This window comes from Sorangium sp. So ce117 (assembly GCF_051524395.1).
Taxonomy (GTDB): Bacteria; Myxococcota_A; Polyangia; order Polyangiales; family Polyangiaceae; genus Sorangium; species Sorangium cellulosum_B.
The window spans coordinates 5929385-5951647 of the sequence record NZ_CP150309.1 but is presented as its reverse complement, the minus strand read 5'-3'; the positions used below and the strand labels follow the sequence as shown (position 1 = coordinate 5951647).

At 70.7% G+C, this 22263-nt stretch carries 24 protein-coding genes; 12 read left to right on the top strand and 12 right to left on the bottom strand.

Translation table 11 applies throughout. The annotated features are described in order from the left end of the window. Window positions 1-10: 10 nt before the first annotated feature. The 4 genes from WMF46_RS22200 to WMF46_RS22185 form a co-directional block, all read right to left on the bottom strand. Window positions 11-871: a formylglycine-generating enzyme family protein gene (locus tag WMF46_RS22200; RefSeq protein ID WP_437987411.1), complete on the bottom strand. Its 861-nt coding sequence runs from the start codon at window positions 869-871 to the stop codon at window positions 11-13. After that, complete coding sequence (locus WMF46_RS22195) at window positions 871-1749, bottom strand: hypothetical protein (protein WP_437987410.1); 879 nt, start codon at window positions 1747-1749, stop codon at window positions 871-873. Before WMF46_RS22195 ends, WMF46_RS22200 begins: the two co-directional genes overlap by 1 nt. Before the next feature lie 4 nt (window positions 1750-1753). Beyond that, window positions 1754-3505, bottom strand: a complete 1752-nt coding sequence (locus WMF46_RS22190) for a serine/threonine-protein kinase (RefSeq protein ID WP_437987409.1) — start codon at window positions 3503-3505, stop codon at window positions 1754-1756. Window positions 3506-3642: 137 nt separating this feature from the next. Then, entirely contained in the window at window positions 3643-4038 is a 396-nt protein-coding gene (locus tag WMF46_RS22185) for a VOC family protein (protein WP_437987408.1), read from the bottom strand. A gap of 400 nt (window positions 4039-4438) precedes the next feature. Here WMF46_RS22185 and WMF46_RS22180 point away from each other — a divergent pair, with 400 nt between their 5' ends. From WMF46_RS22180 to WMF46_RS22170, 3 genes are read left to right on the top strand one after another with little or no spacing between them, the layout of a single operon-like run. After that, window positions 4439-4948 (top strand): hypothetical protein, encoded by a 510-nt coding sequence (locus WMF46_RS22180; protein ID WP_437987407.1) that lies wholly within the window; start codon window positions 4439-4441, stop codon window positions 4946-4948. A gap of 2 nt (window positions 4949-4950) precedes the next feature. Next, entirely contained in the window at window positions 4951-5499 is a 549-nt protein-coding gene (locus WMF46_RS22175; RefSeq protein WP_437987406.1) for a hypothetical protein, read from the top strand. After that, window positions 5496-5771 (top strand): hypothetical protein, encoded by a 276-nt coding sequence (locus WMF46_RS22170; protein ID WP_437987405.1) that lies wholly within the window; start codon window positions 5496-5498, stop codon window positions 5769-5771. Before WMF46_RS22175 ends, WMF46_RS22170 begins: the two co-directional genes overlap by 4 nt. A 317-nt stretch (window positions 5772-6088) precedes the next feature. Here the strand turns inward: WMF46_RS22170 and WMF46_RS22165 are convergent, their stop codons facing one another. Together WMF46_RS22165 and WMF46_RS22160 are read right to left on the bottom strand one after the other, a co-directional pair. Further along, window positions 6089-7066 carry a tetratricopeptide repeat protein gene (locus tag WMF46_RS22165; RefSeq protein ID WP_437987404.1) on the bottom strand — a complete coding sequence of 326 codons (978 nt, stop codon included), beginning with the start codon at window positions 7064-7066 and terminating at the stop codon, window positions 6089-6091. A gap of 253 nt (window positions 7067-7319) precedes the next feature. Next, entirely contained in the window at window positions 7320-7679 is a 360-nt protein-coding gene (locus WMF46_RS22160; protein WP_437987403.1) for a hypothetical protein, read from the bottom strand. A gap of 570 nt (window positions 7680-8249) precedes the next feature. On the opposite strand from WMF46_RS22160, the gene WMF46_RS22155 reads away from it, so the two are divergent. After that, a complete protein-coding gene (locus WMF46_RS22155; protein WP_437987402.1) occupies window positions 8250-8465 on the top strand; it encodes a hypothetical protein in 216 nt (71 codons plus the stop codon). A gap of 31 nt (window positions 8466-8496) precedes the next feature. Here the strand turns inward: WMF46_RS22155 and WMF46_RS22150 are convergent, their stop codons facing one another. Beyond that, window positions 8497-9639, bottom strand: a complete 1143-nt coding sequence (locus WMF46_RS22150; RefSeq protein ID WP_437987401.1) for a hypothetical protein — start codon at window positions 9637-9639, stop codon at window positions 8497-8499. Between WMF46_RS22150 and WMF46_RS22145 the strand changes: the two genes are divergently transcribed. The 3 genes from WMF46_RS22145 (at window position 9638) to WMF46_RS22135 (ending at window position 12580) form a co-directional block, all read left to right on the top strand. Further along, window positions 9638-10603, top strand: a complete 966-nt coding sequence (locus WMF46_RS22145) for a hypothetical protein (protein ID WP_437987400.1) — start codon at window positions 9638-9640, stop codon at window positions 10601-10603. The genes WMF46_RS22150 and WMF46_RS22145 overlap by 2 nt on opposite strands. An 807-nt stretch (window positions 10604-11410) precedes the next feature. Beyond that, the gene (locus WMF46_RS22140; protein ID WP_437987399.1) at window positions 11411-11932 is read left to right on the top strand and encodes a hypothetical protein; all 522 of its coding nucleotides are present in this window, start codon (window positions 11411-11413) and stop codon (window positions 11930-11932) included. Between the two features lie 84 nt (window positions 11933-12016). Beyond that, window positions 12017-12580: a hypothetical protein gene (locus WMF46_RS22135; protein WP_437987398.1), complete on the top strand. Its 564-nt coding sequence runs from the start codon at window positions 12017-12019 to the stop codon at window positions 12578-12580. A gap of 126 nt (window positions 12581-12706) precedes the next feature. Here the strand turns inward: WMF46_RS22135 and WMF46_RS22130 are convergent, their stop codons facing one another. After that, a complete protein-coding gene (locus WMF46_RS22130; RefSeq protein ID WP_437767251.1) occupies window positions 12707-13165 on the bottom strand; it encodes a YciI family protein in 459 nt (152 codons plus the stop codon). Window positions 13166-13806: 641 nt separating this feature from the next. Between WMF46_RS22130 and WMF46_RS22125 the strand changes: the two genes are divergently transcribed. Together WMF46_RS22125 and WMF46_RS22120 are read left to right on the top strand one after the other, a co-directional pair. Continuing rightward, window positions 13807-14739: a helix-turn-helix transcriptional regulator gene (locus WMF46_RS22125; protein ID WP_437987397.1), complete on the top strand. Its 933-nt coding sequence runs from the start codon at window positions 13807-13809 to the stop codon at window positions 14737-14739. 142 nt (window positions 14740-14881) lie between these two features. Beyond that, window positions 14882-15271, top strand: a complete 390-nt coding sequence (locus tag WMF46_RS22120) for a nuclear transport factor 2 family protein (protein ID WP_437987396.1) — start codon at window positions 14882-14884, stop codon at window positions 15269-15271. Between the two features lie 193 nt (window positions 15272-15464). On the opposite strand, the gene WMF46_RS22115 is transcribed toward WMF46_RS22120, so the two are convergent. After that, the gene (locus tag WMF46_RS22115; RefSeq protein ID WP_437987395.1) at window positions 15465-16403 is read right to left on the bottom strand and encodes a hypothetical protein; all 939 of its coding nucleotides are present in this window, start codon (window positions 16401-16403) and stop codon (window positions 15465-15467) included. A 389-nt stretch (window positions 16404-16792) separates the two neighbouring features. Here WMF46_RS22115 and WMF46_RS22110 point away from each other — a divergent pair, with 389 nt between their 5' ends. Then, complete coding sequence (locus WMF46_RS22110) at window positions 16793-17587, top strand: hypothetical protein (RefSeq protein ID WP_437987394.1); 795 nt, start codon at window positions 16793-16795, stop codon at window positions 17585-17587. A 180-nt stretch (window positions 17588-17767) separates the two neighbouring features. Here the strand turns inward: WMF46_RS22110 and WMF46_RS22105 are convergent, their stop codons facing one another. Next, the gene (locus WMF46_RS22105) at window positions 17768-18154 is read right to left on the bottom strand and encodes a hypothetical protein (protein ID WP_437910543.1); all 387 of its coding nucleotides are present in this window, start codon (window positions 18152-18154) and stop codon (window positions 17768-17770) included. Between the two features lie 163 nt (window positions 18155-18317). Between WMF46_RS22105 and WMF46_RS22100 the strand changes: the two genes are divergently transcribed. Beyond that, on the top strand, window positions 18318-18713 hold the full coding sequence (locus tag WMF46_RS22100; RefSeq protein WP_437987393.1) for a hypothetical protein: 396 nt from the start codon (window positions 18318-18320) through the stop codon (window positions 18711-18713). Between the two features lie 525 nt (window positions 18714-19238). After that, window positions 19239-20708: a hypothetical protein gene (locus WMF46_RS22095; protein ID WP_437987392.1), complete on the top strand. Its 1470-nt coding sequence runs from the start codon at window positions 19239-19241 to the stop codon at window positions 20706-20708. Between the two features lie 14 nt (window positions 20709-20722). On the opposite strand, the gene WMF46_RS22090 is transcribed toward WMF46_RS22095, so the two are convergent. Both WMF46_RS22090 and WMF46_RS22085 read right to left on the bottom strand, forming a co-directional pair. Continuing rightward, window positions 20723-21667 carry a formylglycine-generating enzyme family protein gene (locus WMF46_RS22090; protein WP_437987391.1) on the bottom strand — a complete coding sequence of 315 codons (945 nt, stop codon included), beginning with the start codon at window positions 21665-21667 and terminating at the stop codon, window positions 20723-20725. A 6-nt stretch (window positions 21668-21673) separates the two neighbouring features. Beyond that, window positions 21674-22261: a hypothetical protein gene (locus WMF46_RS22085; protein ID WP_437987390.1), complete on the bottom strand. Its 588-nt coding sequence runs from the start codon at window positions 22259-22261 to the stop codon at window positions 21674-21676. Window positions 22262-22263 lie beyond the last annotated feature (2 nt).

Below are 22263 nucleotides of genomic sequence, written 5' to 3'. Positions count from 1 at the left end.
GGGCGCGGCGCTACCCGCTGCAGCAGCGGAACCCGATCGTGTGATCGGTGTCGGCGCGCTCGCGCTCGTCGGGCGCGTCGCACCGGAGCTCTTCGAGCGTTCCCTCGCTGTCGAACGCCCCGCCCCGGGTCCTGCAGAGGTCGCCGGATCCGACGTCGTCGGAGCACGCGTCTTCCCACTCGCGGACGTTTCCGCTCATGTGCTGCAGGCCGAGATAGCCGCCCTCGCACGCCAGGCTGGTGTCGTCGCCGACCGGCACCGTCTCGGTGCTGTTACCGTTGCAGTGGAGAGCGTCGAACTCGCCGGTGGAGTGAGCGAGCGCGCCGTGCTTGCTGCACGCGTCGAACCACTCGCCCTGCGCCATGTCACCGCGGAACGGCAGCGGGCCGCCGTGGCGCTCGCCGCAGAGGCGCTTGCCCTGGCTCTTGCAGAAGGCGAGCGCGTCGCACCAGTCGACGCAGGTGGCGGGGTGCTCGTCCTCCTTGCGGCGCGCCGTGCACACGAGGGGCGCGTCGGGTCCGGTGTCGTCGAAATCGAAGGTGCTGTTGAACGAGCAGAACGGCGCCTGCGCCGCGACGTCCGGCTGCGTGGCGAGGAAGGCGCGGTAGGCGGCGTTCGACACCTCCGTCCGATCGATGCAGAACGAGCTCTCGATCGTCACCATGCCGGCGGGGCACTGGCAGACGCCCTCGGTGCACGCGGCCGTCGTGCAGTCGGCGCTGGCGTCGCAGGGCTGGCCGTACAGGCACGAGGCGTTGCCGGCCCCGGGCTCGCAGGTGAGGCCGTGCAGCGGGCGCAGGAGCGAGCACGCCGAGAGGAGCGCCGCCGCGAGGGCGGCGGCGGCGCCGCGGGCGCGGGCCGACGCGGGCATCAGAAGGCCCCCGCGACGCCCGCGGCGTTGCCGGCGATGAACGGCCAGAGCGCCGTCGCGCCGGCCTTCGAGGGCTGCGCCGCGGCCGGCCGGGTCATGTAGAGCCACGCAGCGGCGCCCAGCGCGACGACGCCCACGCCGAGGCCGATGTCAGCGACCGCGTGCTGGACCCGGATGGCGCGCACCTCGTCCTCCGCGCAGCGCGGGGCGCACGTGGCGCGGAGGTCGGCCTCGGCGCTCAGCGAGAGGGCGCCGGCGACGGCGAACACCGCGAGCCCAGCGACGCCGACGGCGCCGGAGGCCCACACGAGCCCCGGGACCGAGGGCTCCGCGGGCGGCGCGGCGCGCGGGGCGAGCGGGCGAGGCGAGGGGGGCGCGCCGGCCGAAGGTGCGCCGAGGGTCACGGTGAGCAGGCGGTTCTTCTCGCCCTCGCGGATCAGCACGCGCTCCTCGACGGCGGGGCCCGTCGCGGGCTCGAAGCGGAAGGTGTGCGGACCCGGGTCGACCGGCAGCGCCTTGCCGTCGAGCGCCGCGGCGAGGGGGCGCCCGTCCACGAGCACGCGCACGTCGAGGCGCTCTCGCCCGTGCGCGTCCCTCGCGGCGACGACCACGGAGGGCAGGCTCTGCTCGACCTCGGCGAGCCACGGCCCGCAGTCGGCGACGGCGGCCGCCGGACACGTCGGCTGCGAGCAGACGACCAGCGCGGCGCGCGCCTCGATCAGCCGGCCGTCGTGGCGGAGGCCCTGCGCGCGCTCGTAGGCGTCGGCGCACGCCTGCTTGTCGGGCGCGGCTTCGGCGCGGGCGCCGGTGAGCGAGAGCGCCGCGGCGGCGGCGAGGGAGAGCGCGAGCCGGGCGCGGGCGGGACACGGAGAGTTCATCGGTTCACAGGCACTCAGGCTTGAGCCGGCGTATGCCGGCCTTGTCCACGGTATAGGGCGGGGAGCAGCGCTGGGCGTCGGCGCGGGTCGCGCGTGCCGCGGGGGCCGGCGCGCGCGCGCCGGCTGCAGGGCGCGCCGGGCGCTGTGCGGGCGCTGGAGCGGCGGCGCTCGCCGGGTCAGCTGCAACGGCGCTCGCCGGGTCAGCCGCGGCGGCGTTCGTCGGGCCGGCCGCGGTGGTGCTCGCCGGGTCAGCCGCGGGGGCGCTCGCCGGGGCAGCCGCGGCGGCGCTCGTCGGGGCAGCCGCGGCGGCGCTCGTCGGGCTCGCTGCGACGGCGCTCGCCGCGCTCGCCGTCGAGGCGCCGGCCGGCTGCGCCGCGGGCGCGTGGACCGCGCGCGCGGCGTCCTCCGGGCCGGGAGGGGCGCGGCGCCACGACTGCGCCGCGAGCGCGGCCGCGCCGCCGAGGAGCAGCGCGCCGAGCAGCGCGAGCAGCGGGCGCGCGCGCTTCCTCGCCGTGGGGGGCGGACCATCGCGCCGCGCGCCGTCGGTCGCAGGCAGTCCCAGCGAGATCCCGCTGGACGTCACCGATCCGGGCGGGGGCTCGGCCGCCGGCGTCCCCTGATCGAGGGCCCTCGATGGGATCGAGGGCGCGGTCTCTGCCAGCCCCCGCTCCGGGCCGCCCGGCGGCGTGGGCTCGCCTTCGTCTTCTGCCCCGTCGCCGGGCGCGCCCGACCCACCCCGCGCGGCCGCGCCCGAGCTGGCCGTCGCCGGGCCGCCCGGGATCCCCGCCGACGCGCTCTCGATGGCGGCGACGCGCGCCGCCCGCCGCGCGAGCGCGTCGCCGGCGAGCGCCTCCACCCACTCGCCCACGGCGCGCGGCGACGCGAGCGGGACGGCGTCCTCGATGGCGACCGCGAGCTCGCGGGCGGTCGGGTAGCGGCCCTCCGGGTTCCGCTCGAGGGTACGGAGGACGATGGCGTCGAGCGCAGGCGGCACGTGCGTCGCGAGCGAGCTCGGGGGCAGGATCGGCTCCTCGAGCACGGCCCGGATGAGGTCGCCCTCGTCGCCGCCGTCGAAGAGCCGGCGGCCTGCGAGCGCCTCCCAGAGGACCGCGCCCGCCGCGAACACGTCGGTCCGCGGGGTCACGTCGGCGCAGAGGAGCTGCTCGGGCGCCATGTACGCGAGCTTGCCCTTGATCTGCCCGCCGCGGGTGGTGCTGAGCCGCCCGCGCGCCTTGGCGATGCCGAAGTCGAGCAGCCGCGCCGTCCCGTCGACGCCGACGAGCACGTTCTCGGGCGAGACGTCCCGGTGCACGATGCCGAGCGGCTCGCCCGACTCGGTGCGCGCCTCGTGGGCCGCGTGCAGGCCGTGGAGCGCGCCGCACGCGATGCTCGCGACGATGGGGACCGGCGCCGGCGCGCCGCCCGCGCGCGCCGCCCGGAGCAGCCGCGCCAGCGACTCGCCCCGCACGTACTCCATGACCAGGAACGCCTCGTCCTCGGCGACGAGGAGGTCGACCATGGCGACGACGTTGGGGTGCTGGATGCGCGCGACGATGCGGGCCTCGTCGCGCAGGCTCTCGGCGATCTCGGGCGCCTCGGCGAGCGCGGGGTGCAGCCGCTTGATGGCCACGGTGCGCGAGAAGCCCGCGTCGCCGACGAGCCGGCCGAGGTGCACGGACGCCATCCCGCCGGACGCGATCGGGCCGTACAGCAGATACCGCCCGATGGTCCTGGGCTGCGACGGCTCCGGCGACATGCCGGTGGGATGATACACGAGCCTGCCCGGCGCCGCCCCTGGGAGGCGCCGGCGCCGGTCCCGCGTCTGGCGAAGGAGATGGAGCGACGGGCTCGTGCCGATTGACGTCGTTCGTCTTCGTCTCTGTGGGCGGGCCGTCAGCCCTGCAGAGGCGTGCTCGGCTCGACGAAGCAGAGGCGGTAGCCGTCGGGGTCGGTGACGACGATCTCCCGTGTGTGCCACGGCTGGTCGCGCGGCCCGTCGACGGCGGCGCCGGCCGCCGCGGCGCGCGCGGCGATGGTCTCGATGCCGCGGTCGCCGGCGGCGCTGAAGCAGACGATGACGCCGAGGCCGTGCTGCCCGGCGAGCGAGACCCCCGGCGGCGTCGCGACGAGGAAGAGATCGGCATAGCGTGCCCAGCGCAGGTGGACGAACACCGGATCCTGGTGGACGCGGGTGAAGCCGAGGAGCTCGTAGAACGAGACGGAGCGCTCCGCGTCGGCGACGAGGAGCTTGACGTAGGCGGGCATCACGTAGGGATCGTCGCTGGGCATGGTCGCTGGGCGCGAAGGTGCGCTGCGCCGGGCCGGAAGGCAAGGCGCGAGCGCCGGACGGGGCAGCGGCCGCCCGCGAGCCCGGCGGTCCGCTGGGCAGCGCGAGAGAGAGATCGAGAGAGCGGAACGGGTTCTGGGATGGAAAGTCAATTCTCTCCGCTGCTCGCGCGCATGTTCGCTGACAAGAGGCTCTCTCTCGAAGCGGTGCGCTCTTACCGCGGAACCGTGTGCGCACGGGCGAATGCCCGGAACGGAGCGACTCATGTCCTTTCAATTGCGCTCGTCGAGTTTCTATTTGACGCCCAGACCACACTCGGAAGAATGGCGAGTGCATCCGCACCGTGTGTCGCCGCCGCTCGGCGAGGAGCCTGCACCATGTCGATGCGCTTCCACGGCAAGCTTGGGCTTTTCTGCGCTTGTACCCTCGTCGCCGCCCCCCGCCCCGGCGCTGGCGCTCGAGTTCAGCGGCGGTGTCAGCGTCGGTGGGATCCAGGTCGGGACCGAGCCCAGGCTCGCCGTGAGCCCCTTCATCGGCTGGCTGTGGCGCAGGACGGGCGAATTCCGGATCGAAGTCCACAACGTGCTCAGCGTCGTTCCAGGGGCAGGCGTCGGGGTCTACGATCGGACGGCGGTCACCTTCGGGTACACCACGAAGACCGGCAACGTCAGCCTCGGGCCGTCGCTGTCGATCTACATGATGCAGGTGTGCGGCGCCGTGATCTGCGATCGCGTGATGGGGGTCGCTCCGGGCGGCCGCGCCCAGTCCGACTGGTACTTCGCCGGGCGTCTGGGGGCGTCCACGAGCGTCAACGTGGACTGGGCCGGCGGGAGCAGCCGTGTCCTTCCCGGCGGCATGGTCCTGATGGTCACGGCTGGGCCTATCTGGAGGTTCGGGGGAGAGTCGAACTGAAAATGAGCAGGCTGATCGTTCTTCTGGTGCTCGGTCCCACGGGGTGCAACTTCGACATGGGAGAGTGCTATGTCCGGGGTCATGGAACGGAGGGGGCCGGCGGGGGCATCATCACCCCTACCGGCGGGGTCGGAGGCTTCGGGTATGTCCCGCTACAGCCGCAAAACCACACCGGCTACGACGAGGACCCGTGCAGCGCCGGCTCACAGCTCGCCGAGTGCACGGTGACGTGGAAGGCTGGCTCGACTCAGTGCAAGAACTGGGGAGAAACCGGTGCCTGCACCTCGCTCTACCAGGGCGATCATGCGAGCCTGGACGAGGCCAAGGAGCGATGTGAATATGCCAACGGGGTGCACCTCGGCTCGGGAGCGCAGTCGTGCGGCCCGTGCCGGTGGGTGAATGGCGCGAATGACGATCCGGTTGAAAGGTGCAAAAAGAAGTGCGAAGCGATCAACAGGGATTGTATAAGGAACTGCCCGGAGCGCGACAAGGATTGCATGTACAAGTGCAATCTGGAGCTTGGTGATTGCCTCAAGGATTGTGAACGATGAACATCTTAGAGATCGTGTCCGTCTTCACGCCATCGGACGGAAGCGCGCCGCGGACCATAACGATCCGTATTAGCGACCTCCGCGAAGAACCCGACGGGTTGTGGTCTGTGGCTGTGGACGTGCTAGGGTTCAAGACCGATGACCACGTGCGCCTCACGGGCGCTGACTGGCTGAACGCCATAGAGAGTGCGGCTGGCTTCATTCGGAGGCTGGCGGGAGGCAAGGTCAGGGATTACGGCGGTACCATGACTCCGCTCCTCCTTCCGCCTTGACGTCTGGGCCGCGAGAGTCCGAACTCGCGCCGCGCTGTCTCGGGTCGAGGTGGCCCAGTAGCGCGGCGGCTGCGGCGGCGTCTGCCTGGCTGAACTCGTGCTGCTCGGCGCCGTCGCCGTCGATGCGGCCGAGTTCCATGCGGTGGCCAGCGTGGACTTGGCGAGTTCACCGGCTGCTACGTGTCCAGATGTACGGATACAGGTCTATACGCGCAGCCCCGGTGTCGAGGCGCTCCAAGCCGCGGTGGCGTCGATGCATGGGGTCCCACGGTCGCCGGCGTCTAGCTCCGTCGCGATGGCGACATGGGTCAGGTCGTTCAGCGCTTTGAGAAATCTGGTGCTTCGCCGCGACCGATGGCGAGAGTCCATTCGTCGAGCCGTGATGCGCCGCTCTTCCAGAACTTCTTGCAACCGTCGATGTAGTCGACAACAGCGTTTCTCTGCCCCATGGCGAGCAATCGGGATGCGAGCTCGAAATCGGGTCCAAATGAGTTGAGCTGTGGCGAGCCGTGGACCGCGCCTGCGGCCCGCAGGTGTTCTGCTGCGCTGGCCGGATCGTTGCGCGCTAACGCGACCTGTCCCAGGGTGATGTGCGCGTAATGCACGGCATTTCCGTACTGAAATGTGTCGGCGTGATCCTTGGCATCGGCAAGCAGTCGCTCTGCGGCTTCGGTCGCCCTCTGGTAGTTCTCAGCCATGAGTGCAGATTCAGCGATCTCAATGAGGATTCCGAGTGCTTCTAACGAGCAGCGCTCAAGTGTGAGTGCCGCTTCGTACTCCGCGAGTGCTTCACGTGCAATTCGTTTGCGTTCCTCGCTCGACGTCGAGCCAACGCTGGATCTGAAGTGCAGGTGTCCTAGGCGCTGTCGCCAGGCTGACTCGTCTGGCTCGATGGTGGCTCCTCGCTTGTATAGCTCTTCAGCTATGTCTGGATCTCCGGACTCAAGAAAGCTGCCGGCGTTCCTGAGGATGGCGAGCACGTTGGGGCTGTTGGATACCGTGCTCAGCCAGAGGCGTTTGCCCTCGTTATATGCATCCTGGTAATATTCCGGGTGGATGCGCGCGAAGGCAGCAAGGTGGATTTCTGGGCGATGTGCGATCAGCCAGTGAATGTGGTCTGCGCGTCGCTGCTGTGCGTCATCGTTCGGGTTCGTGAAATAGAACCCGAGCAACTTGGCGCGCGCTTCGATGTCGTTCGGGCTCTTCAGCAGGTGGGTCTCGAGGGCTGCTGCATTTTCCGCTGCCAGGTCGATGCCGTCGGTGCATAGGGAGAGCCAGTCGGGGGCGCGTTCCATGGTGCTGCGAGGATAGCGCGCCTGCCGGGCGCATGTCGGTAAACTCGGCGCCGCTCTTGTCTACCCGACCGGGCTCGTGCACGTCGCCCAGGACGTCGCGCCCCATGGGCCAGGAGCAGACCGCGCGGCGCTGGGTAGCATCGAGGGCCTCAGCGCCGCGGCAGTGTGACTCGGACGTTCCTGCGGGCGTCTGGCTGTCCTGATCCGCGGTGACGCTGCCTCGGCCGAGCCGGCGAGCTCGCCGCGGCGAGCGTCAATCCAGCGATTCAGGAAACCGCAGCGTCTTGACGGAGTTGCCGTCCTCCGCCACCGTCGTGCTGCCATCGTAGTTCCGGCTGATGCCGCCATGGCCCGGTGGTCCAATGTCGAAGGTGACGCCCTCGAGCGTGAGCTGGTCCTCGTCGAGGTAGGCGACGCCGATCGAGTCGCCGCCGCGCCCCGGGCCGCCGTAGCCGCCGGGCCCTCCCTGGCCGCCGCTGCCGCCCCTGCAGCCCTGGTTACCAGGGCTCCGCTCGTACACTGCGCGGCCCCGGCGGTCCTGCTGCGCGGCCCCGGCGGTCCTGCTGCGCGGCCTCGGCGTCCTCCTGCGCAGGCCGGCGGTCCTGCTGCGCACGCCCGGCGACCCTCCTGCGCACGCCCGGCGACCCTCCTGGGCGGCCTCGGCGCCCTCCTGGGCAGCCCCGGCGGTGCTGCTGCGCGGCCCGGGCGGCCCTCCTGGGCGGCCTCGGCGTCCTCCTGCGCAGCCCCCGCGACCCTCCTGCGTACCCATTTGGGTGTCCTATCGTACGATCGCGTGGCTCCTGCACAGCCCCCGCGACCCTCCTGCGCACCTGCTTTTGTGTCCTATCGTACGATCGCGTGGCTCCTGCGCAGCCCCAGCGCCCTTCTGGCCGCCCAATGGGTGCCTTGCGTTGCCATGGCTCGACGCCCGCGCATGGCCGTCGCCGCTGCTGCGCAGCCTCGGCGTCCGCTTGCGCGGCGCAGAGGCCGAGTCGCTCGGCGACAACGCCTCACTCTTTCCAGGCAAGCTCGCCCGACGCGTCATCTGGTCGAGCCGCATCCAGCTCGCCGCCGAGCGCGACGCGGCGGATCTCGTGCGCACGCCGTTCGCCGAGGACGAGCCCCCGCTCACGCGCGAGGAGATCCGCGGGCTTCGGCCGACAAGACGCTCTCTCTCGAGGCGGTGCGCTCGCGCAAGCTCCGCGACGCCGCGTACACCCTCGTCGTGAACGCCGAGCGGAGGCTGCGCGCCGCCGCGGAGTACGGGTACGCGGGCACCGACAAGATGTCTTTGGCTCCACCGCTCGCGATCCTCGGCGCAGATCTCGAGGAGCTGCTCGACATCCTACGTCGCAGCGCCATCGTCGCCCTTGGCGCGTGGCGCACCCGATCAGCTTGAAAGCCCGAGGGCTTTCTCATGAAGGCACAGATCAGGGCGAGAGCTTCATAAGGAAGACATCTCGCATCTGGGCGGAGATCGGGCCGTTCCCGAAATCGACCGTGCCCTCGAATCCGCCGAGAACGAAGACGTTGCCCCCGGGGTCTGTGTCGATATCCCATCCGAACTGCGCTCCGGCGCCGCAGAAGCATCGGCTCCAGAGCGCGTCCCCGTGGGGATCGAGCTTGGCGACGAAAGCCTCTTCCACCGCGCCGTCGCCGCTATCGATAGGCCCGTTGCCGAAGTCGATCGTGCCGCCGAAGGAGCCCGTCAGCACGGTGTTGCTCTGATCGTCCGCCGCGATCTGGTAATGGACCAAGCTCATGCCTTCGCCGAATTGCCTGCTCCAGATGTGCTGTCCGTCGGGATCGAGCTTCGCGACAGCGATACCAGAGCTCGCGGTGAGAGCGCCTCCGCCGAAGTCCACCGTGCCGTCGAGCGCCGCGAGGACGTGCAGATCCCCATTTTCATCGGTATCGATGTCGAGGCCGGTCTGATTGAGCGCACCGCCGAAGCGCTTGCTCCAGCGCGGGGTGCCGTCGGGGTCGAGCTTCGCCACGAAGATGTCTCGGTCCCCCGCGCTGACGAGGGGGCCACCGTCGAAGTCAATGGTTCCGCCGAAGTCGCCCATGACGAGCACATTGCCCTGCCTGTCCATCGCGACGCCCCTGCAGGCCTGGTAGTCGTGATCTCCGAAGAGCTTCCCCCAGAGCACCTCGCCGGCGGGGTTGAGCTTCAGCACGAAGGCATCGACGCCGCCGGCGCTCACGATCGGCTCGTCGCCGATGGGAATGGATCCCCTCGCGCCGCCGGTGACGACCGCGTTCCCGGCTCGGTCGACCGCGATGTGGGGCGCGAGCTGAACGGCATCGTTACCGAAGCGCTTCGCCCAGAGGAGACGGCCATCGGGGTCAACCTTTGCGACCAGGATATCCTGGCCCTCCGTCGCGCCTGCCATGGGACCCGCGCCGAGGTCGATGGTGCCGCGGGCCAGGCCTGCGGCGAGCAGATTGCCCTGCGCGTCGGCGGCGAGGGTCGAGTACTTTGCGATGGGACCCTCTGCGGGCCGCGCTGAGGGGGCGCCCGCGCGCGGCGCCGTTGTCTTTCTCCGCGACGTCAGAGACGATGGGCCCATGAACGCAGTCGGCCGGCGGCTCGCCGGGGTCCTCGGGTCGCTGGCGGCCGCGCTGATTGCCGCCGCCGGTTGCAGCGCAGGCGGGGAGGCCTTGGGCGCGGGCGGCGCGGCGGGATCGGGCGCGACGGGAGGCGCGTCCGCCACCGGCGGCGGTTCCGCGACCGCAGGCGCGCCGGGGACGGGTGGCGAATCTGAAACCGGAGGCAGCACGGCTGCGATGGGCGGCACAGGCGAGGCAGCCGGTGGGTCGGGGGCGGGGAACGGCGGCGCGGGCGGCGCAGCGGGAGCTGGCGGCGCCGGCACGGCGGGCGCGGCGCCGACCGGTGGCACGGGCGGCGCGTTCCCGGCCGGCGACGAGTTCGAAGGCAGCGCGCTCTCGCCGGACTGGACCGTGCTGCGGCCCGACCTCGCAGACGTGGTGGTGAGCGGCGGCGCGCTCTCGCTCACGCCGCACGGCGGGGCGCTGTGGTACCAGGCGAGCCAGGGCGTGCTCGTCTACAAGCTCGTGACCGGCGACTTCAAGGTCACCGCCACCGTCCACGCCCGGCGGGCGTCGAACCGCGACCAGACGCCGAACCAGTTCGCCGACGTCGGCGGCCTCATGGGCCGGAACCCGAGCGGGAGCTCCGAGAACTACGTGCTGGGCGTGGTCGGCTACGCCGAGATGAACCAGCTCGCCGTCGAGCACAAGAGCACCACCAACAGCAAGAGCACGTACGGCGAGACGGCCTTCACCGCCGACGCCGAGCTGCGGCTCTGCCGGACGGGCGAGACCTTCACGATCTACTACCGCCACCCCGGCGACACGGGGTGGCCGACGTCGGTCGCGCCCATCACCCGCGCCGATCTGCCGGCGACGCTTCAGGTCGGCATGATCGCCTACACGGGCGTGCGGTCCCCCGACTACGTCTCCATCTTCGATCGCATCACCTTCGAGCCGGTCGGCGCAGGTTGCGATCGCTGACATGACGTGGCCGGCGCGCCTCCACAGTCGTTCGGCCAGCGAACCTTCCCGTGACCGAGGCAGCTTTTCACCCGGAGCGGGACGCATGAGGATAGGCCCCGAGGGAAAGGACCACGGTGACGACCAGGTGAGGAGTTAGCGTCGCTTTTTCCGGAGGGGGTCGATCGCATGAGCGCGATGATGTCAACTCGCGCGGCGGGACAAAAATCCGACACGCTTCCAGGGGTAGCCGCTCCGCCGACTGCGTTTTTGACATGGCCAGTTTTGGCTGCAGGCTACGCGGCGTCGGAAGGGAGCGGTTCCCTCCGGGCGTACAGGAGCGAGCGATGCCAGGAAGCAGGGATTTGGTGCAGCTGCGTGCAGCGCTGTCGACGCATCGAGAGCAGCAGAGTCGTGGGAAATATCCGAGCGAGCTGCGAAAACGGGCGGAGGCGTACGCCAAAGAGCGCTATCGGGCGGGGGCGACGGCGACGGAGATCGCCACGGAACTCGGTGTCCGCAAGATCACCGCCTCGATTCGCTCAAGGCGCAGAATCAACAGCTGCAGGAAACGATTCGGACCTTGGAGATCGGGTTCCGGCGCCACGTCTCCGAGCAAGTCTCGCCTGACCAGCTGCGGCTTTCGCTGGCTGGGGAGCCAGGTGCCTGTCCGGCTCCGGCTTCGTCGCAGGCCGAGAGCGTCGACGCCTCGCCCGAAGCAGACCCGGGCGAGGCGAGCAGCCCGCCGCGGCGCAGCCGGTCGTCTACCGCGCAGGGGCGCAGCCGCGGCCCGATGTAACGAACGTACGATCCGCGACGATCGCGAAGGTGAACGCGTTCCCGAGGCCCGCGGGCGGGCCGAGCATCGGGAAGGACATCCAGGTCCACCTCGACCTCGTCGCGTCGGTCAGCCACACGGCGTGGGGCGCCAACGCATGGATCGACTTCCATGTGTTCGACGGCGATGACGTGCTCATCCACGCCGAGACGCTCACGCTGGCATATACCGGCTGGGGACCGATCCAGCAGTATGGATTTGCCGGCAAGATCTACCAGGGACCCACGGCGACGCCAGGGTCGGTGTCGCCACGGCCGGACGCGCGCAAGGTGCAGTATCGACTGTATTACGAGATCGACGGTCAGGTGTTCACGGATGGGATCCTGCACCAGGCGGAGGTCCCGGAGGACGCGCTGATCCGAGCCGCGCACTCCAGCCACGTCATGCGCGGTCAGGATCGCACCACCCCCCCCCGGGAACCTCCTGTCCACGCTCCCGGCCCCACGCCCGCTGGCACACGACGCCGGGGCCGGCTCCCGGGAATCACTGCGCAGCCGGCCGGAACCATGTAGGATGGCGCTGTACTCAGAAAGCGGGTGAATTTGAGCTTTTCCGATTTCTTCAAGTCGCCGTTCAGCCGTCGGTCCGACGCTTCGTTGCTGCCCTCGCCGCCGCAGGCACCGGAGGAGGACGTCATCGCGCCGCCTTCTGAGGTCGATTTCGCGGCCATCCTGCTGGCTGCCGGCGTGACCCCGGAGCAGCGGAGCAAGATCCTGAAGGCGCAGGAGCTCCTGAGGACGCTGCCGAACGAAACCCCCGTTCCGGTGAAGCGGGACATCGTTGAAGCGGCATTCAGAGCCTTCGACGTCTCGACTCAGGAGATCGTGGCTGCAGCGTCGAAGCAGATCGAGGCGCTGCGGGCGTTCACGCGCACCGGCGAGGAGCACACGCAGCGGGTGCTCGCCGAAGGAAACCAGCAGATCACGCTGCTGGAGTCCAAGATCGCCGGTGTGAAGGCGTCGATGGACCGGGAGGTTGCCGCGCAGGCGTTGCGCACCAGATCCACGCTCGACCAGATCAACGAGGTGCAGCCGGTGCTGCAGTTCTTCGCACGGGATGGGAGCGCCCCGAGCCCCCCGGAAGCCCACGCCACCGCGTCAGGGCCGGGGGAGGGGTCCCAGGGAGAAAGCGTGGACGTCCAGTTCGACGCGGGCCGGTGAGCCTTGTCGGGGCGCGCCCTCTCCTGCCCGCCGCCGGAGCGGACTCCACGGCGTCGCGCGTCGCGGGCCCCCGGCGCCAGCGTCGAGCCTCCTGGCCGCAGGGAGCGTGACGCAGGTCGGCTCGGCCTACCGCTGCCTCGAGAACAACGCGCTCCATGTAGGCGCGACGTCCGCGATGATCTCCATGAACCGCGGCGGGATGTCGGAGGCATCCGTCATCTGCTGGATCGTGAGCACCTCGGCGGTGCCGAGCCCGACGGGGCACCGCAGCGCCCACGCGATCGCCTCTTCCTTCGAGCTCACCTCGATCAGGTAAAAGCCGCCGACCAGCTCCTTCGTCTCGACGAAGGGCCCATCGAGCACGACGCGCTTGCCCCCGGAGATGCCGACGCGCGCGCGGGCCCCACCGGGGTTGAGGCCCTCGGACGCGATCAGCACGCCGGCCTTCATCAGCTCCTCGTTGTACTTCATGTAGGCGGCGAAGAGCTCCTCGCCCGGTGCCCCCTCCGCCTCTGCGTTCGCGTCGCTGTTCCCCGGCGCTGCTGTCTCGCTGGTCCCCGGTGCTGCGGTGATGATGAAGCGCATCGTCGTGTCTCCTTCTCTCGTCGTGCGGGCGCCCGACCGGCTGAGCCCTGGCTCTACCGTCACGACGAACGAGGGGACGCGCGATCGACACGCCGGGCGATCTTTTTTTTCCGCCGCCAAGTATCGGGAAACACAGGATTTATGTACCCGAGCGCGCAACAATGACGAACTCCGCCTACCGAATAGGCGTTTGCGGGACTGCGCCGGGACCTCGCCGCCGCTGCTGCTCAGGCGCAGTCCCGCAAACGCCTATTCGTTGGGCCCGGGTTGGGTCGATGCCTTCCGAACGGGTGCGATCGGCGGTCTGGGGCCTCCGAAATCCCGGGTGAAGCGACGGATCGCGACGGTTCGGCGCAGATCGCCGCTCGCATCCTCTCGGAGCTCCTCAGCGCCCCGAAGGCGATGCCGCGGGTAGCGCCTGTCGTCGACCTCGCTAGCACCAACGATGAGGCAGCCTTCACTCCACAGCCTGCGGGCGCGCCGAAGGCGAACTCGCGCTCGGGCGGCGAGAGTTCGCCCAGGAGGGAGAGGTGAGCGCGCGCGCCCTTCGCCCTCGCGGGCGCGCGGCCGTGGCGGCCCGCGCGCGCAGGTGCCACACTCGCGCGCGGCCGGCCACACGCCTGTCGCTGCGCCCACACGCCGTGTCGCAGAACGTCAGCCTGCAGCTGCTCCACCTCGCGCAGCGCGTCCGCGCGCGCGACGCGCACGTCGCGCGCGCGCCCGACCCCGCCCTGCAGGCCCTCAGCCCCGCGGCGCCGCTGCGGGCGCTCGTCGCGGAGCGCGCACGCGTCGGTGGGCTCGGCGCCGTCTTCGCGCTGGGCGACGGGCTCGACGCGCTGACCTTCTCGCCGACGCTCTACCTGCTCGAGAGCGCCGCGAGCGTGGCGCAGCTCGCGCATCGCTGGAGCGCGCTCGAGCGCGCGTGGGGCGTGCGCCACCAGACGCGGTTCGCGCTCGACGGCGCCGGCGCCCTGCAGCTCGCGGCGCAGCCGTACGCCGGCGCGCTCGCCCCCACGAGCCAGACCGTGATGATCACCGGGGTGCTCGCCGCGTTGCTGCGCCGGATGGGCCACGGCGAGCTCGTCGTCGCGGCGCGCGCCGCGCGCGGACCGTGGCGCGAGCTCGCCTGCGACGCCCACTGGCTCGGGCCCGCGTCGCTTGCCGAGCCGCCGGTCGCGCTCCGCCTCGCGTGGTCCCGCCGGACCGCGCCGGCGTCGTCCGCGCGCCAGACGTTGAACCCACCGAGCGCCGCGGACGACCCAGTCGCCGCCACGCTCGCGGCGATCGCGCGCGAGCCGCACGCGCCGTGGACGCCGCAGGGCCTCGCACACGCCACGCGCCAGTCGGTCCGCACGCTGCAACGCCGGCTCGCGGCACACGGCACCACTGCCTCGGCGCTCGCGCGCCGCGTGCGCATGCGCGACGCCACCGTCGCGATCGCCGGCTCGCTTCGGCCGCTCACCGAGATCGCGCACGCGCACGGGTTCAGCGACGCGGCCCACCTGGCGCGCGAGTTCCGCGCCGCGTCGGGCATGCCGCCGAGCGCGTACCGCGCGGTCGCGCGCACGCGCTAGCACGCGCCCACGGCGCGGTGCGCGCGCGCTGCGGCCGACGATTGGCGCGCAGATTCAAGCCCGCCGCGCGCCCCGCTGCGAGGGTGAGCACGCACCGGCGAGCGACCATGCCCTCCGGTGCAGAAAGGCACGCCCCCTCCGTATGAACCCCGAACGCAACAAGCGGATGCTGCTCGAGCTGTACGACGCCGTGGTCGGCAGGCACTGGGACGCCGTCCGCGCGCTGTTGACCGCCGACTTCGTCGACCACAACCCCGACGCGCGCGCCGCGCCCGGGACGAACGGCTGCGAGGCCTTCATCGCCTATTTCCGCGACGGCGAGACGCCGCTTCACGGCGCGCAGGTCGAGATCCAGCGCATGATCGCCGACGCCGAGTACGCCGTGGTGCACTACAAGCTCGTGAACCCGCGGCGGCCGCGCGGAGTCGCGGTGGTCGACATCTTCCGCGTCGCCGACGGGCGCTTCTGCGAGCACTGGGACGTGCTGCAGGACATCCCGGCCGACGCGCCGAACCCCCGCGCCATGTTCTGAGCGCGCCGCCTCGCACCCGCGGCGGCGGCGCGCGCCTACCCGTCGCCGAGTTGACAGCCGGTCACCCATCGGCGCACGACACGTCACGCCGTGCGCAGCGACCGTGCGCGTAGGTAAAAGAAGCGCGATCGCGGGCGCGGGGAGCCGCGCCCTGCGCCGCTGGGGCGGGGTTTTGCCGGGGCGCCCAAAGCAATCACTCGGCGGCCACCCACGCGCCGTCGCGAAAGGTCAAGGGCGTGCTCTGAACGAGACCGTCGGGGCTGCTTGAAAGGCGCGTGCCCTCCGCTGCCAGAGCTTCGCGCCAGTCCGGGTCCTCGTCGTCGATACAGCACAGCTGATCGTTGAAGAGTTGCACGATGGGATTTCCGCGGGCGCGTCGCGTGAGCTCGAGGCCGAGCCACGGTAGCAACAAGAGCGAGGATGCGGAGAGCTGGGGGCCTGTCAGGTCGCGCAGCGACGGGCTCGTCGACTGCCGCATCTCGGTGTCCTCGACGGCGATGGCGACGCTGCGCCAGATTCGGAGGGCTTCATCGTATTCCTCGCGAGGAAAGCTGAAGCGCAAGTCTCCTTCCTCGCGATCGCGCAAGACGCCATAGAGCTCGGGCGCGACGTGCACCGCGGTGTGCTGCTCGGGGAGCAGACTGCGATGCACGACTTCGGGTGGCCATACCTCCGGCGCGGTCGACGCGCGCCACGGGGATCCAGCGATCCATTGGGCTTTCTCCAGTGGCCTGGCGAAGCGTCGCGTAGACGTGACGCCGAGGCTCACGGTCCGCGAACTGACGAGGCAGGGGCCGCTCGTGGTGCGCTGCTCCGTCAAGCGCACCTCCAAGCCAAACCAAACTTCACCCGGGAACTCGAGCACGGTGAATTCGCGCGGCTCGACGGCAAAAGTCCGTCCCTCGAACTGCGCGTCCCCGCCAAGCCCTGCTGCGAGCGCGAACGGATACGCCGACCACGCGGCGCCGTCCAACGTCTCAAGCGTCGCGGGGCCGACCCGCACGTCGAAACGTCCACCGGCTTCGACCACCCGCACGGGACCGCGCGCGCGCAAGGCGTGGATCCCGACGCCCACGATGAACTCCGTGCCCACGATGTCGACCAAGCGCGCCGGCTTCAAGAATTCGAACATGGTCCAGCCTGGTACCACAGTTGCCGTTGATTGGAGGATCGGAGGATCGGAGGATTGGAGCATCCGGCCCAGCGCGACGCCAACGGGTCGTCGCAGTGGGAGGCTAGGACGTCGAATGCGCCTTCTACCGCCCAGTCGCCGGTTGTCGGGGCGCCTCGGGTCGGTGGGCGCTGCGCGACCGAGCGCGTTTGCCGCAAACCTGTGGCGCGGGCAGCGCCGCGCGCAGCCTCCCTCGGCGCTCTTCTCGAAAGCGCGAGCCGTGAGCCGCGTGTCCGTTGTCACCGGGTCGGGTCAGCGTAGCATTGCCGCCGCAGCGCGCCGCCTCGGCCCGCTGCGTTCGAAAAGGGGAACATCCTATGCACATGCAACTAGCTCGCACTTGTTTTCGCATGCTGTCGGTCGCTTCGGTCGTCGCCCTCCTGGGGTGCAACGTCGAGGTCGAGAGCCCGGATCAGGGCAACGGCGACGTCGCCGGGGGCGAGGACGAGGCGATCGGCACCGCCGAGCAGGCGTTTGCCGCGTTCGGGTACAGCAGCGCCACCGCGACGTCGGGCAACGCCTTCCAGAACCTCGGCACCTGGAGCGGGAACGCGGCCTACATCATGGGCGTGACCGGAAACCTCCGGGACGGCGGCAACGTCGCGATGTACAGCTGGCTCGGCACGGCGCGCGTGTTCGCGCACGCCGACTCGGGTGTGTCGGTTCGTGCCTACGGCGGGCTCGCCAACCCCGGCACCATGATCACGCAAGTCGGTTACTCCAACAACAGCTACACCACGACCAACCCCAGGGTGTACCTCGCGTCCACCAGCAACAACCGACGCTGCTTCCTGACGCAGGTCATCAACTACGAGGGCGGCGACAACTTCGCCAGCGCGTCGGACTACATCGGCGTGGAGAAAGACGGCAACTCTTGGTACCTCCACGGGCAGGGGAAGGTCGCCGGCTACGCGAGCTGCGTACAGGTGACGGACTACCTCGGCGAGGCTTACCACGGCATCCAGGCAGGGTCTGTGAACCTCGGCCCCGCGGTGACCGGCAAGACGTGCTGGCTCAAGGGGATTGGCGGCATTCTCCGCGGCGGCGTCTCCACCGGCGTGGTCGTCCAGTACGACGCCACCCAGTCCAGGTGGGAGATGAACGTCTCCACGAACACGCAGGGCTTCGTGGAGTGCAGCATCTGATCGGCCGAGGCCCGGCGCCGGCGATCCTCTCGAGGACCGTCGCGCGCTCGGCTTCGTTGGCCGCTCGCGCTCAGGCGGTCGCCTTGTTGCGCTTCCGCGCCGGGAGCGCACGGCCGCTACGAGGAGCCTGAATTTCAAATGGATGCCACCCCCGCCAGGCGACGGCGGAGCTCCTCTGAATCAGTGGTCCGTCGACGCGAAGATGCGCAGCCCCTGCGGCGTGCGCAGCAGGTTGTAGCTCTCGCGCCAGGTCGACAGCACGCCGCCTGACGCGTCCAGCAGGTCCCACGACACGGTGGCGAGCAGCGCCTCGTCCCCCATCGTGACCACCTGGAGCCCGCGGTGGCGGCAGGCCGTGCAGCCGTCGCCGCGGTACTGGTCGACGATGCGCTGGAAGTAGGCCCCGACGGCCTCCGCGCTCGTCAGCAGGTCGTGCAGGCCGGCGGCGTGCATCGCGAGGTACGGCACGTGGTAGCGGCGGGCGATCAGCGGCCCGTCGAAGTGCGCGAACGCGGCGACGAAGTCGTCGAAGAAGGCGGTGGCCTCGGCGTGGTGGACGTCGGTCATCGGCAGGGCTCCGGGGCGGGTAACCCGCCATCGTGGCGGGCGCGGGGGACGACAACACTGCTGCCTCCATGGATAGCACACGCCCGGTCGCCCGCTCCTGGACTGCGGCCTGCGGTCACGACCCGACGCCTCGCGCGTTGGGGCGAATGGACAGGAGGTACCGATGGACGAGCCCTGTGGACGCGATCTGGCGAACAACGCGGTGGTTCCCGAGCGGCTGGCTGAGCTGTTCCGACACGTGGCCGACAACCTGGAAGCCCACGCGCGCTGGGTGGGCAGCGCAACGCCCGAGGCCCGCCTCGAACACGACGCGATGCGCCGGGTGGCCGCCGGCTACCGCGAGATCGGCGAGGCGGCGGGCCGCGCCGCGGAGACGATGCGGGCTGCGGGCGACTTGCCTGCCACCCCCCACGACCTCGCGCGCTTCGACCGCGGCGCCTTCGAGGCGTGGATGCGCCGCAAGATCGAGCTTCAGCGCGCTTTTGCGGCGCTGCTGCTTGAGCACGCCGAAGCCTCCGAGCGCGTCCTGCGCTCCATGGCGGCCGACGATCGCGGGTGACGGCCGCGCGCTGCGTCAGACCATCAGCGCATCGAGCTGCCAGCAGCGGGAGGGTGAGGCGGATGGTCCGATAGAGGATGGTCCGATAGAGACGGAGGGTGAGGCGAATGGTCCGATAGCGCCGTTGCAACCCGAGCCGTCGACAGTCGTGCACGACCCGGGGACGTGTTCACCCTCCACGGTGCAGGAGGGTGAAGATTTTTTGTTCGGCGCGCCAGGTGTGCACCGGTAACACGATTACGGCGAACTGCAGGACTGCCGGTGGGTTTGTCACCTGTGTTTGCCAGGACAGCTTTGGCGGGCTTGACTTCTCGCTTCCGAGCTTGTCTGCCGGGGTATGTGGCTCGATCCTCGAGGTGTGCAAGGTGGGGAATATTGTATACGGCGAACCTGTGTGCGCCGGGCAGTCGATGGGCGACCAGATCCTCGAAGCCCGGGGCATCGGTCCGGCCCCTGAGAGATCCCCTCAATTTCATGGGAATTTCTGGCAGTGCGTGTATTTGAGGGAGGGTGGTCGAGGGTCACATGAAAAAACATCAGCGCTTCGTCGGTAACAGGAAACACGCCGCGGTCTTCGTCACGCTCGCCCTCGCCGCTGGCGCGGTCGCCTTCGGCTGCGACGGGAGCGACTCTCCCGAGGAGCCCACGGGCGGCGCGGGGGGAACGTCGACCTCGGGCGGAACGGGGAATGGCGCTGCGGGAACAGGCGGATCCCCCTCCACGCAGGGATCCCCTTGCCCGGAGCCGACGGGAGCCGGCACCGTTCACGACACGTTCCTCATCGAGGCGGACGAGACCTGGACGGCCGAAGGGAGCCCACATCACGTTCCTTCGAGCATCGCCATCCGCGGAGCGACGGTGACGGTCGAGGCATGCGCGGTCGTCGTCATCGGTGAAGACCAGACCATCGAAATTGGCGATTCTTCCGGCGAACCCGCTGCGCTGCGCGCCACGGGAGAGGTCGACGCAGGCACCCTTCGCCCCGCCACCTTCACCTCGGAGCACGAGGGCTCGTACTTCGGCAGCCTCTGGGTCGACGTGACGGGGTCGATCGAGCTCGAAAATACCATCATCGTCGGCGGCGGCAGCGTGAATACGGGGACCATGAACGGCGCCATCGTCGCCATCGGCCCTCTCGGCCTGCCAGCGAACGACAGCGTGCACCTGGTCAACGTCACCCTCTCGGACTCGGCCGGGATCGGCGTCCATCTGGGCGACTTCACGGCATTCTCGGCGGCCTCGGATGGCCTCGTCATCGAGGGTGCCGGCGCCGTGACGCCGGTCGGCAACGAGGAGACCCTCTACCCCCTGGCGGTGACCACGGCGGCGCTGAGCTCGATCCCGCGCGGAGACTACGTGAACAACGCGCGCGACGCGGTCCTTGTCGACGCGGCCGATCGGTATCCCGCCGACGTCGTGCTTCGAGAACGCGGCGTTCCTTATGTCTCCTCGGGCGACTTCCACCTCGAGCCCGACGACGCGAACGCCCTAGATTTCACGATCGAAGCGGGGGTCACTGTGGCATTCCCGGCCGATTCCCGTCTGGCGCTCGGCTCGGCCTCGGGCCCCGTGCACGTCGTCGCGCAGGGCACGGCGGCCAAGCCCATCGTCTTCACCTCGGCGAAGGACACGAAAGCCGCCGGTGATTGGGTGGGTGTCGATTGGGGAGGAGCGCCGGCAGGCGGCAACGTGTTCGACTTCGTGCGGATCGAGTATGCGGGCGCTCCTTCGCAGATCTCGAGCTTCGGATGCGGCCCGGGGGCCAACGACGCGGCGCTCATCCTCACCGGCTGGCGCCCCGACGCCGCCTTCATCGAAAACTCGAGCTTCGTCGAATCGGCGGGGGGCGGCATCGTGAGCGGGTGGGACTCGGACCAGGCGGGTCCCGATCTCACGTCGAACAACGTATTCGAGGGCCTCGCAGCGTGCAGCGTCACTCAGCCGAAGGTCAGCGGGGCTTGCCCCGGCGGCGACGCCACGCCGGACTGTTATTGACGCCTCGGCGCGGCTTACTTGGTCGCCTGGGTCGCCGGCTCGACGACGCAGCGGATGCCGAGGAACCCGCAGCGGTACGTCGCCTCGAAGCCGCCCGGCCGCGCGGTCCTGACGAGCGGCGCGATGCCGTCGCGCCAGCTGCCGCCGCGGGCGATGCGCATCTTGCCCTTGCCGTCGTTGGCGTTGGTTGTCCACTCGAAGACGTTGCCCGCCAGGTCCTGGATGCCCTGCGGGCTCGCGCCGGCGGGGAAGCTCCCCACGTCGCACGCGGTCTTGCGCGCGGTGCCGCCGCCGGACCAGCAGAGCTGATCCTTCGGGGCCTCCTCGCCCCACGGATACGGCCGCGCCTCCTCGCCGCCGCGGGCCGCCCACTCCCACTCGTCGTCGCGCGGCAACCGCTTGCTCTGCGCCGCGCAGTAGGCCTGGGCCTGCGAGAAGTCGACGCAGACCATCGGCTGCTTCTCCTTGCCGGCCACGCCGTAGGTCGACGCCTCCTTGGCGCAGTTCGCCAATGTATCCGTGCACTTGCCATCCTTGACACACGCCGCGAAGGCCTCCGCGGTGACCTCGGTCCTGTCGACGCAGAGGTCACCCACGGTGGCCTTCACCTTGAGCGGACCCATCACGAAGCTGCCGCCCGGGACCCGGGCCATGCCGTCGGGGCAGCCGTCCGATGGCTTCGCCGCCTCGGCGGGCGCGGCGGTCGACTCGGCGCCGGCCTGCCCGGCGCTCGCCGGCGCCGAGGCCACCGCCGGGTCGGGCGGGGGCGGCGCCGGGGCGAGCGCCGTCCCAGCAGGCGAGGCGGGGTTCGTGGCCGTGGGTTGCGCGGCGGGCGCCTGATCGGCGGGCAGGCCGCCGGGAGCCGCGGGGGCGGCGCCGCACGCGGCGGCGAGGACGCCGCTCGCAGCGGCAAGGAGGAACAGCGAGGAGATGGCGCGGAGCGTGGTGTGGGATCGCATGGTGTCTCAGGAGGCGGTCACGGTCGGCGCCGGCTCGTCTTCCAGCCATTGCTCCTGGATGACGATCGCCGGCAACAAGGTGAACGGCCCGTCGTAGCCCGGGCCGAACGTCAGGATCTGGATCACCCGCCGATCGCCGCGGCGGATCGGGAACATCACCTCGCCCCCACGCGGGAGCTCGCTGCCGCCGCGGGGCGGATCGATCCAGAAGGCCACGCCCTCGGACTTCCCGCCGAGCAGCGAGATGGCCGAGACGGTGAGCTCCGGGCAGCGGATGCGCAGCCACTCCCTCGTCCTGTACGCGCGGCAGCCTGCGGCCGCGGGGCCGGCGCGGGAGAGGCGGACGCGGGGCGCCGCCTTCCACTCGGCGGCCGTGGGCTGCTTGGACGGCTCGGGCGGGAAGGGCGCGGCGTCGAGGGGCAGCTCGTCGCCGGCGTCTGTCGCGGCGGCGTCGGTCGCGGCGGCGTTCCTCGCGCCGGCGTCGGCCGTCGCGCTCGCCGGGGCCCTGGGCGCGCCGCCTGGCTGCGCGCCAGGCGCCCCGGACGCCGCGGCCAGGACGGAGGCCACGCCGGCGCCCATCAAGGCGAGCAGCACGG

Coding starts and splice junctions, on each gene's coding strand:
- WMF46_RS22200 (WP_437987411.1), bottom strand. CDS start 871: ATGCCCGCGTCGGCCCGCGCCCGCGGCGCCGCCGCCGCCCTCGCGGCG.
- WMF46_RS22195 (WP_437987410.1), bottom strand. CDS start 1,749: ATGAACTCTCCGTGTCCCGCCCGCGCCCGGCTCGCGCTCTCCCTCGCC.
- WMF46_RS22190 (WP_437987409.1), bottom strand. CDS start 3,505: ATGTCGCCGGAGCCGTCGCAGCCCAGGACCATCGGGCGGTATCTGCTG.
- WMF46_RS22185 (WP_437987408.1), bottom strand. CDS start 4,038: ATGCCCAGCGACGATCCCTACGTGATGCCCGCCTACGTCAAGCTCCTC.
- WMF46_RS22175 (WP_437987406.1), top strand. CDS start 4,951: ATGAGCAGGCTGATCGTTCTTCTGGTGCTCGGTCCCACGGGGTGCAAC.
- WMF46_RS22170 (WP_437987405.1), top strand. CDS start 5,496: ATGAACATCTTAGAGATCGTGTCCGTCTTCACGCCATCGGACGGAAGC.
- WMF46_RS22165 (WP_437987404.1), bottom strand. CDS start 7,066: ATGGAACGCGCCCCCGACTGGCTCTCCCTATGCACCGACGGCATCGAC.
- WMF46_RS22145 (WP_437987400.1), top strand. CDS start 9,638: ATGAACGCAGTCGGCCGGCGGCTCGCCGGGGTCCTCGGGTCGCTGGCG.
- WMF46_RS22150 (WP_437987401.1), bottom strand. CDS start 9,639: ATGGGCCCATCGTCTCTGACGTCGCGGAGAAAGACAACGGCGCCGCGC.
- WMF46_RS22130 (WP_437767251.1), bottom strand. CDS start 13,165: ATGCGCTTCATCATCACCGCAGCACCGGGGACCAGCGAGACAGCAGCG.
- WMF46_RS22120 (WP_437987396.1), top strand. CDS start 14,882: ATGAACCCCGAACGCAACAAGCGGATGCTGCTCGAGCTGTACGACGCC.
- WMF46_RS22115 (WP_437987395.1), bottom strand. CDS start 16,403: ATGTTCGAATTCTTGAAGCCGGCGCGCTTGGTCGACATCGTGGGCACG.
- WMF46_RS22110 (WP_437987394.1), top strand. CDS start 16,793: ATGCTGTCGGTCGCTTCGGTCGTCGCCCTCCTGGGGTGCAACGTCGAG.
- WMF46_RS22105 (WP_437910543.1), bottom strand. CDS start 18,154: ATGACCGACGTCCACCACGCCGAGGCCACCGCCTTCTTCGACGACTTC.
- WMF46_RS22100 (WP_437987393.1), top strand. CDS start 18,318: ATGGACGAGCCCTGTGGACGCGATCTGGCGAACAACGCGGTGGTTCCC.
- WMF46_RS22095 (WP_437987392.1), top strand. CDS start 19,239: ATGAAAAAACATCAGCGCTTCGTCGGTAACAGGAAACACGCCGCGGTC.
- WMF46_RS22090 (WP_437987391.1), bottom strand. CDS start 21,667: ATGCGATCCCACACCACGCTCCGCGCCATCTCCTCGCTGTTCCTCCTT.